This window comes from Paraburkholderia silvatlantica, from assembly GCF_003096715.1.
In the GTDB taxonomy this organism is placed as follows: Bacteria; Pseudomonadota; Gammaproteobacteria; order Burkholderiales; family Burkholderiaceae; genus Paraburkholderia; species Paraburkholderia silvatlantica.
On record NZ_QEOL01000029.1, the window covers coordinates 113,954 to 120,444 of the forward strand.

Consider the following 6,491-nt stretch of genomic DNA (forward strand, 5'->3'; position numbering starts at 1 on the left):
AGACCATGCTATGACACAGATGGCGCTCGTGATCGATCTGAACGTCTGCGTGGGCTGCCACGCGTGCGTGACGAGCTGCAAGGAATGGAACACGTCGGGCGAGGCGGGCAGTCTTGCCGACTTTCGCCCGTATGACGCCGATCCGTCGGGCACGTTCTTCAACCGCGTGCAGACGTTCGAAGCCGGCGAATTTCCGCTTGCCGACACCATTCATTTCCCCAAGTCCTGCCTGCACTGCGAGGACCCGCCGTGCGTGCCGGTGTGTCCGACCGGGGCAAGCTACAAGCGCAAGGAAGACGGCCTCGTGCTGGTCGACTACGACCGCTGCATCGGCTGCAAATACTGCGCGTGGGCCTGTCCCTACGGCGCGCGGGAAATCGACGAAGCGCGCAAGGAAATGACCAAGTGCACGCTGTGCTCCGACCGCATCTACAACGAAGCGCTGCCGGAGCGCGACCGCAAGCCCGCGTGCGTGCTGGCGTGCCCGACCTCGGCGCGCCTGTTCGGCGACATTCACGATCCTGAGTCGGTCGTGTCGAAGGCGATCCGCGAACGGGGCGGCTATCAGCTGATGCCCGAGTGGGGCACCCGGCCGTCGAATCACTATTTGCCGCGTCAGCCGGTGACGTCCTGCGGCAGCGGCTCGTGTTCGTGCAAGACATCGGGCGCGGGAGCGGCCGATACCCTGGAAGCGCAGGTCGAACACGGCGCGCTCAATCTGGCGTCGATCGCTACGCGCACGTGAGCACGCCAGCGCGCTCGCGTGGCGCGCCCCGAATCGAAGCATGGAGAATGATATGAATCCGGCATTTTCAGTGGTGTTTCTCACCACACTGAGCGGTGCGGGCCAGGGCCTGCTGATCGCGCTCGTCGGCGTGGAGCTGGCGCAACGGCTCGGCTTCGGCGAGGTGGCGGCGGTTCCGGCGATGTTCTATGTCGTCGGTGCGGCGCTGTCGTGCGCACTGGGCACGTTGGGGCTCGTGGCGTCGTTCTTTCATCTTGGCCATCCCGAGCGGGCATGGCGGGCCATTGCGATGTGGCGCACCTCGTGGCTTTCGCGCGAATGCCTTTGTCTTCCCGCGTTCCTGGCCTGCACGTTCGCTTATGGCCTCGCCCACCTGCTGGGGGCCTCGTTTTCGCTGGCTTCCCTGGCAATAGGCGGCGTGGCTGCCGTCGCGAGCCTGCTGCTCTTTGTGTGCACCGCGATGATCTACGCGTGCCTGCGCTTTCTCCAGGAATGGGCGACGCCGCTCACGCTGGTCAATTTCGTCTTGCTCGGCTGCGCGTCCGGCTTCACGCTCGCGACCGCATGCGCGGCGAGATTCGCACCGGCCATGACGGTGCCGCTTGCCGTCTGCGCATGCGTGCTGACGCTGGCGGGCTGCGCGTCGCGCACGGCCTCGCTTGTCCGCAATGCACGCCTGCGCCCGAAATCGACCGTGCAAAGCGCGACCGGCATTCGCGCGGCACGTGTCGAGCAGAAGTCGCGCGGATTTACGGCGGGCGCCTTCAATCTGCGCGAGTTCTTTCACGGCAAGACACCCCGCGCGCTCAAACGCATCAAGTGGACGTTCCTGATCGCGGCGTTCCTCGCGCCTTTGTGCCTCGTCGCGATCGGAGGCGGCATTCGGCCGGTCGGGCTATCGTTCGCGGTGCTGTGCCTGGCGGCTGTGATCCAGTATGCGGGTCTCGTGGCGGAGCGCTGGTTTTTCTTTGCCGAAGCACGGCATCCGCAGAATCTCTACTATCAGCGTTCCTAGTAGAACGCGTCCCGCCTTGTTGTGGGTCTATTTCACGTGGCTGCCGTCGTATCTTCCTCGAGATCACGAATCCGGCGCTGTGGACGCTGCCGCTTGATATCGCCGGCAAGTACGCGGGTACGGCGGGCGGCATGATGAACACGGGCTTCGGCATCGCAGGGACGGTGTCGCCGGTCGTGTTCGGCTACCTGATCCAGCACACCGGCAGCTATGACGTACCGTTCATGATTTCCGCCGGGTTGCTGGCGCCGGGCATCGTGGCGGCGCTCTTCATCGATACCGCGCGCACAGTCGAAGCGGACGAGGAACGCGAGCGGCGCATGGGCCCGGAAGAAGCGGGGGCCTTCCCGTTCCTCGACAGCATGCCGACGATGCGGCTCGAACGGCACACGCTGCGGCGCCCGCTGCGGTGGTCGCGTTGAGCCTCGCGGGGCGCGGGCATGGGGCGCTACGTCAGGCACTGCATGCGGCGGCACTGAAGGCTTACGGGGTCTTCCGGGGCCTTGCGGGGGGCCGCCGCCCAGGTACGCCTTATGCGCCGCCGTCGAGCTTGCGCAGGCGCCAGATGAGGCTCGACGTGTCGAAGCGGCTGCCGCCCAGGCGCTGCACGTCGCCGTAGAACTGGTCGACGAGCGCCGTGACCGGCAGCGCCGCGCCGTTGCGCTTCGCTTCGTCGAGGCAGAAGCCGAGGTCCTTGCGCATCCAGTCCACGGCGAAACCGAAGTCGAACTTGTTGGCCATCATGGTCTTGCCGCGGTTGTCCATCTGCCAGCTCGCGGCGGCGCCCTTGCCGATCACGTCGAGCACGAGCGCCATGTCGAGCCCGGCGCGCTCGCCGAAGTTGATCGCCTCGGAAAGCCCCTGCACCAAGCCCGCGATGCAGATCTGATTGACCATCTTGGCAAGCTGGCCGGCGCCCGCCGCGCCAACCAGCGTCACGGCCGCCCCGTAGTGGGCGAGCGTGGGCTTCGCGCGCTCGAAGGCTGCGGCTTCGCCGCCGCACATGATCGTGAGCTTGCCGTTCTGGGCACCGGCCTGGCCGCCCGACACGGGCGCGTCGATGAAATGCAGGCCATGCTCGGCGGCTTTCGCGGCAAGCTCGCGCGCCACGTTGGCGGAGGCGGTCGTGTGGTCGGCGAACACGGCGTCGCGCGCCATGCCGGCGAAGGCGCCGTCCGCGCCGAGCGTGATGCTGCGCAGGTCGTCGTCGTTGCCGACGCAGGCGAGCACCAGATCGGCGCCTTGGGCCGCCTCGCGCGGCGTAGCGGCCGCGCGGCCGCCGTATTCGGCGACCCATTGCGCGGCCTTTGCGGCGGTGCGGTTGTAGACCGTGACGTCGAGCCCGGCTTTGGCGAGATGACCGGCCATGGGATGGCCCATCACGCCGAGACCCAGGAACGCGACGCGGCGTACCGGATTGGGGGCGGACGAGGATGCGGATTGGCTCACAGTGGCTCCTTGGAGTGGGGTTTGAGGCTGGGGCGATGTCATTATCTCAGCTATCGGCGCGACGCCTGGGCGGTGCCGGCACGAGGCGGCGCAGGCCGGGACTCAGCGATAGGGCGCGTCTGGCGCTAGCCGCGCGCGTTTTTGTCAGCCGATACCCGCCTGGTACAGCAAGGCGCCGGCGTATTCCCCACCATCGCGAGCGTGGCGTTCGCTGGTTCGGCATCGGCGAATGGCCCAAAGCCATTCTGATTCGGGTCGGCACCCTTCCTGTCATCATCATCGGGGCGATGTCGGGCGTGAAAAGCACGCCGCCCCTGTGCATCGAGGTTGCCCGCACGCTCGGTGCGAGCAGCGCGCAAATCTTCCGCAAGGTCGTGCTGCCTTCGGCAATGCTGAAGATCTTCACCGCGATGCGCGTGGGTATCGGCGTGGCGTGGATCTTTCCCGGTACGCGCCCTGTCGTGCTTTCGGCGCGACCGGGGCGGGTGGCTCTGGACGTACCCATCGAACTGGAAAGGCCGCGTACGCCTCAGGTTGCATTCGAACCGCAGTTCCTGGATCTGAAGAAACGCGCGATGGGAATTCTCGCGCACTGATTGTGTTCGTCGGCTTCTTCGCGATCGAGCACGCGCGATGCCGGTGCCAGGCTCTTGCGGGATCAGCGGCGAGCGGCCGCCGGCGCCATCGCAGAAGGCGAAGCGGCGACGCGCGCCTGCGTGTCGATGCGGCGGAAGACCAGTGCGGAGACGAGCGTGATTGCGCCCACGCCCGCGAAGCTCATGCGAAAACCGGGCGCAACCGATCCCCACTGCGCCTCGCCAAGGCTCACGAGCGCGCCGCCAATGGTGACGCCGAGTCCCATTGCGAGCATTTGCACCATGGAGAAGAGGCTGTTGCCGCTGCCGGCGTCCTCGTGGGAGAGGTCCTTGAGCGTGACACTGTTCATCGCGGCGAACTGCATCGAGTTGGCCGCGCCGAAGATGGCCAGCACGGCAACCTCCACGGCGCCAGGCGTGCCACGCGAGATCAGTGCGAACGCAACGATCGATGCGCCCACGACCAGCGTGTTGACCAGCAGGAACGTCTCGTAGCCGTAACGGCGGATCAGTGGCGCAATCCAGCGTTTGGCGACCGTTCCCGCAAGCGCGGCGGGCAGCATCATGAGACCCGAGCGCAACGGCGAGTAGCCGAGCTCGAGTTGCATGAGCAGCGGCACGAGAAACGGCACGGCACTCGAGCCGATGCGGCAGACGAGATTGCCGATCAGGCCGACGCTGAAATTCGGCTCGCCGAACAAGCGGAGCTTGAAAAGCGGATCGCGGCGGCCGCGTGCATACGCCACGTAAGCGAAGGCCGCCGCGATGCCGAGTGCGAAGAGCCCGGCGGACCACGCGGCGCGATGCGTCTGGACCGGTGTGTCGAAGGCCAGTGAGAGCGCAATCATGCACAGCGACACGAGTGTGCAGCCGGCGAGATCGAAGCGGGGCGCAGCGGTGCTCGACGCATTCGGCAGATAGCGGTGGACCGCGAACACGCCGGCGAGGCCGATCGGCACGTTGATCAGAAAGATCCAGTGCCATGAGATCGCCTGCACGAACCAGCCGCCGAGCGTCGGGCCGACGATCGGCCCCACCTGGCCCGCCACCGAAATGAGCGCGAGCGCCGAGACGTACTGCTCGCCGCTCACCGCACGCAGCACGGCGAGCCTGCCGATCGGCATTAGCATCGATCCGCCGATGCCCTGCAGCACGCGCGCGACCACGAGCTGCGCGAGCGTGTGCGCACTCGCGCAGCACAGCGAACCGATCACGAAGATCAGAATCGCGACGAAATAGACGCGGCGTGTGCCGAAACGGTCGGCAAGCCAGCCCGAAGCCGGCGTGAGCATGGCCATGGTCAGCGTGTATGCGACGATGACCGGCTGCATCACGAGCGGTCCTACGCCAAGGCTGCGCGCAATGGAGGGGAGTGCGGTATTGACGATCGTCGTGTCGAGCGTCTGCATGAAAAAGGCCGCAGCGACGATCCATAGCAGCGCCGCGTGGCTCGAATTATTGTTCATCTGGAACTTTCCGTCGCGCCGCGTTGGGGCAGGTACGGCATTGCGGCGCAATTATCATCAATGGCGTCATGATATTGTTACCATCGCTCATCGAGAACCCCAGCAGAGACTTTGACTGTCATCGGCATTGCCGATAACCATCCGCCATGCTCAATCCCATCTGGCTCAGGACCTTTGAGGCGGTCGCGCGTTGCCACAGCTTCACGGAAGCGGCGCGCCAGCTCGGACTGACGCAGTCGAGCGTAAGCGATCATGTGCGCCGGCTCGAAGCGGCGATCGGGCGCCGCCTCTTTATCCGCGATACGCATTCGCTCGCCATCACTTCCGATGGCGAGGCGATGCTGGCGCATGCCGGCAGCATCCTGCAGGCGATCGACCGCGCCGAGTCGCAGTTCCGCGCGCCGCGCCTGCGCGGGCGGGTGCGGCTCGGCTGTTCCGACGACGTTGCGCTCGGCCCGCTGCCCGCCGTGCTGACAGCGTTTCGCAACGCGCATCCCGATGTGGAGCTGGAAATCACCATCGGCATGACGGGCCGGCTTTACGAGCTGCTGGATTCGGGCGCGATCGACCTGATGGTGGGCAAGCGGCGACTGGGCGACAAACGCGGCGCGGTGCTCTTCACCGGACGGCTCGAATGGCTCGCGCGCGCCGGCACGACGATGGATCTTGCGCAGCCGCTGCCGCTCATCCTTGTCGCCGAGCCGAGCGTGACGCGGGCCGTGGTGCTCGACGCGCTTGCGCAGACCGATTTCCGCTGGCAACTGGTATGCACGAGCAGCAGCCATTCGGGCTGCGTGGCGGCGGCGCGCGCCGGACTCGGCGTCACCGTGCGGCCTCAATATCTTGCCGCCCGCGGACTGGCGCCGCCTGTGAACGTCGCAAGCTTGCCGGCGCTGCCCAATGTGGAATTCATTGTGCTCGCAGGCAAGCGGCTTTCCCGCCCGGCGCAAACGCTGCTGCAACTCATGCACGACAGCGACTTGCGCGGTTCGTGGATTGGTGAGTGAGCGGGAGGCGAGGACGCAGGGAATCTTGGGGTGGCGCGCGGTTCAGGTGTCGGCGGATTCGAAAGTTTCTTTATTTGACATAATAAAAGTTATCGCATTTTTGACTGTTACGGCTTTTTAGATGGAATGGTCGCCTCCCGCCTTAACGGGCTATCCGACGCCACAGACTCGCATCCAGATCATGCGACATTGCTGGTTCGGCAGTCCAGCCGC

6 protein-coding genes and 1 pseudogene are annotated in these 6,491 nt (G+C 66.0%); 5 read left to right on the forward strand and 2 right to left on the reverse strand.

Annotated elements, in window-relative coordinates:
• The first annotated feature begins 10 nt into the window (after positions 1–10).
• From C7411_RS30930 to C7411_RS30940, 3 genes and pseudogenes are all read left to right on the forward strand, one after another.
• Entirely contained in the window at positions 11–745 is a 735-nt protein-coding gene (locus tag C7411_RS30930) for a 4Fe-4S dicluster domain-containing protein (RefSeq protein WP_042263104.1), read from the forward strand.
• 52 nt (positions 746–797) lie between these two features.
• Complete coding sequence (locus C7411_RS30935) at positions 798–1,760, forward strand: dimethyl sulfoxide reductase anchor subunit family protein (RefSeq protein WP_110387769.1); 963 nt, start codon at positions 798–800, stop codon at positions 1,758–1,760.
• 50 nt (positions 1,761–1,810) lie between these two features.
• Positions 1,811–2,182: pseudogene (locus tag C7411_RS30940) on the forward strand (MFS transporter); the annotation flags it as partial.
• A gap of 109 nt (positions 2,183–2,291) precedes the next feature.
• On the opposite strand, the gene C7411_RS30945 reads toward C7411_RS30940, so the two are convergent.
• A complete protein-coding gene (locus C7411_RS30945; RefSeq protein WP_243413407.1) occupies positions 2,292–3,209 on the reverse strand; it encodes an NAD(P)-dependent oxidoreductase in 918 nt (305 codons plus the stop codon).
• Positions 3,210–3,223: 14 nt separating this feature from the next.
• Between C7411_RS30945 and C7411_RS38485 the strand changes: the two genes are divergently transcribed.
• Positions 3,224–3,805 (forward strand): ABC transporter permease, encoded by a 582-nt coding sequence (locus tag C7411_RS38485; protein WP_243413408.1) that lies wholly within the window; start codon positions 3,224–3,226, stop codon positions 3,803–3,805.
• Between the two features lie 62 nt (positions 3,806–3,867).
• On the opposite strand, the gene mdtD is transcribed toward C7411_RS38485, so the two are convergent.
• Entirely contained in the window at positions 3,868–5,271 is a 1,404-nt protein-coding gene (gene mdtD, locus C7411_RS30960; RefSeq protein ID WP_110387771.1) for a multidrug transporter subunit MdtD, read from the reverse strand.
• A 146-nt stretch (positions 5,272–5,417) separates the two neighbouring features.
• Here mdtD and C7411_RS30965 point away from each other — a divergent pair, with 146 nt between their 5' ends.
• Entirely contained in the window at positions 5,418–6,278 is an 861-nt protein-coding gene (locus tag C7411_RS30965) for a LysR family transcriptional regulator (protein ID WP_110387772.1), read from the forward strand.
• The last annotated feature ends 213 nt before the right edge of the window (positions 6,279–6,491 follow it).

What these genes read in the sequence shown, in the direction of transcription:
- C7411_RS30935 (WP_110387769.1), top strand. Translation starts at nt 798, where the DNA reads ATGAATCCGGCATTTTCAGTGGTGTTTCTCACCACACTGAGCGGTGCG.
- mdtD (WP_110387771.1), bottom strand. Translation starts at nt 5,271, where the DNA reads ATGAACAATAATTCGAGCCACGCGGCGCTGCTATGGATCGTCGCTGCG.
- C7411_RS30930 (WP_042263104.1), top strand. Translation starts at nt 11, where the DNA reads ATGACACAGATGGCGCTCGTGATCGATCTGAACGTCTGCGTGGGCTGC.
- C7411_RS30965 (WP_110387772.1), top strand. Translation starts at nt 5,418, where the DNA reads ATGCTCAATCCCATCTGGCTCAGGACCTTTGAGGCGGTCGCGCGTTGC.